Below are 2,048 nucleotides of genomic sequence, written 5' to 3' on the forward strand. Positions count from 1 at the left end.
CGATCTTGTTCTCCCCCCGCCCCCCCCCCCCCACCCCCCTAGTTGGGGGGGGGGGTGGGCCCCGATCCAGGTCCCGCCAGCGTCGCGACCACCGCCGAAAAGGGCCTCGACCAGCGCGGGAACGAATGCGATCATGAGCGCATGAGCCTCGTTCTGCGCCGTGCCGCCGCGGTGTGCGTCCTCCTCATCGGCGCGTCACTCGCCATCTGGGCCGTCGCCGGCCCCGGACAGCAGTGGACGGGGTCGATGACGTCCGCGCGCATCCTGCTCGGCCTGGGCGGGATGGGCCTGGTGGGCCTCAGCGCGGCGCTGATGTTCCCGCAGCGCCGGAAGAAGGACCGGGACGACGACCGTGGTCCGCTGGCGACCTCGTCCACGGCCGCCGGCCCCCTGGACGACCTCTTCGACTGAGGGCGGCCCGTCACGGGCGCCTACCCGAGGCCCCCGTCGCTGCGCAGGAGCTGGCCGTTGATCCAGCCGCCCTCGGCGGAGCAGAGGAACGACACGAGGTGCGCACAGTCCTGCGGCACCCCGAGGCGGCCCAGGGGCGTGAAGCGGATCAGGTCCGCCTTCTGGTCCCCGGTCATCCATCCGGTGTCGGTCGGTCCGGGGTTGATCGCGTTGCAGGTCACTCCCAGGTGGGCGAGCTCGCGGGCGGCGGCCAGGATGATCCGGTCCATCGCCGCCTTGCTCGCGCCATAGGGCAGGTTGCCCGCGGTGTGGTCGCTGGTCAGGCTGATGACGCGGCCGCTGCCGTGGGGCCCGCGGAACCGCAGCCCGTACTCCCGGATCAACAGCCACGCCGCCCGCGCGTTGACCGCGAAGTGCAGGTCGAAGCTCTCCACCGTGGTGTCGAGCAGGCCGGAGTCGACCGACTCGCAGTGGCCGAGCACCAGCGCGGTGACGTCGCCCGACTCGCGCTCGACTCGGTCGAAGAGCCGGGCGGGCGCTGCCGGATCGCTCAGGTCCGCCTCGACCGCGAGCGTCCTCGCGCCGGCGGACTCCGCCTTCCGCAGCAGCTCCCGCGGGGCACTCGGCTCCGCGCCCCACTCCATGCGCGCGTCGTATGGACTCCAGTACGTGAAGGCCACGTCCCACCCGGTCCGGGCCAGGTCCAGCACCACGCTCGACGCGATCCCCGCCGAGCGCCCCGCACCGGTGACCAGCGCCAGCGGACGCCCGGTCCCTTGCGCGTCCCGGTCGGCCCCCACGCGCTCCTCGTTCACCACGAGCACCATCCTTGCGCGCCACCCACCCCACGGCACCCGGTTTTCCGGACCCCCGCCCGGGACCGGACGGCACTGTCACCGCTTCGTACGCTGTAGCCGTGGGTTTGAACCTCTCGCTGTACGCGGCGGACTTCGCACGGCTCCTCGCCCTGCCGGTGGAGCGCCGAGTCTCGGCGCTGGAAGACGCCGTCACGCCGACCCACGAGGCCGCACGGGACGCGGCGGACGACCGCGGGTGGGTGTGGCCTCCGTCCATGACCAGGAGTACGAGCGGGAGTGCGCCCTGGTGCGCGGAGTACCGGTTCCTCACCACCACCGGCAAGTACCGGCCCCACTCCGAGGCCGGTGACGGGTGGGACGACATGCGCGTGCACGTGGAACCGGTGCTGCGCACGGCGCTGGACGCCGTCCTCGACCAACTCATCTGGTACCGCGATCCGGAGGACGACCCCGGGGCGACCGGCGGAGGGGTCCTCCCCGCCGCGCGGGACCCGTTCCGTCCGCAGGTGCTGCTCGTCTGCCCGCCGTCGGCCCTCGCGCGCAAGGCCGCTGGCTGGAGTGTCGCCCGGCCGCGCCTGGCGGAGCTGCGGGAGCCGTTCCGCGTCGAGTGCGAGGGCTGGGCGGGCCGCCCGGCCACCTTCGAGGCCTTCACCGCCCTGGTGGGCGAGTGGGCCGACGTGGTCGGACAGGCCGCGGGGCGGGGCTGGGGACTCGTGGGGCTGCCGGACTAGGGCGTGTCTGATGGCTCTTTGGCGAGGTCCCGGAGCCAGATGATGAGGGCTGCGGTGGCCAGGGTGCCGTGGAATATGTAGTCGCGTT

At 73.2% G+C, this 2,048-nt stretch carries 3 protein-coding genes; 2 read left to right on the forward strand and 1 reads right to left on the reverse strand.

Translation table 11 applies throughout. The features are described from left to right. The first annotated feature begins 141 nt into the window (after nucleotides 1-141). Complete coding sequence (locus ABT160_RS46835; protein ID WP_351656499.1) at nucleotides 142-411, forward strand: hypothetical protein; 270 nt, start codon at nucleotides 142-144, stop codon at nucleotides 409-411. 20 nt (nucleotides 412-431) lie between these two features. On the opposite strand, the gene ABT160_RS46840 is transcribed toward ABT160_RS46835, so the two are convergent. Then, nucleotides 432-1,238, reverse strand: coding sequence for an SDR family oxidoreductase (locus ABT160_RS46840; RefSeq protein ID WP_502984431.1), 807 nt, complete (start codon nucleotides 1,236-1,238; stop codon nucleotides 432-434). A gap of 89 nt (nucleotides 1,239-1,327) precedes the next feature. Between ABT160_RS46840 and ABT160_RS46845 the strand changes: the two genes are divergently transcribed. Next, nucleotides 1,328-1,960: a hypothetical protein gene (locus ABT160_RS46845; RefSeq protein ID WP_351656504.1), complete on the forward strand. Its 633-nt coding sequence runs from the start codon at nucleotides 1,328-1,330 to the stop codon at nucleotides 1,958-1,960. Nucleotides 1,961-2,048 lie beyond the last annotated feature (88 nt).

The organism is Streptomyces sp. NPDC001941 (genome assembly GCF_040296945.1).
GTDB lineage: Bacteria > Actinomycetota > Actinomycetes > Streptomycetales > Streptomycetaceae > Streptomyces.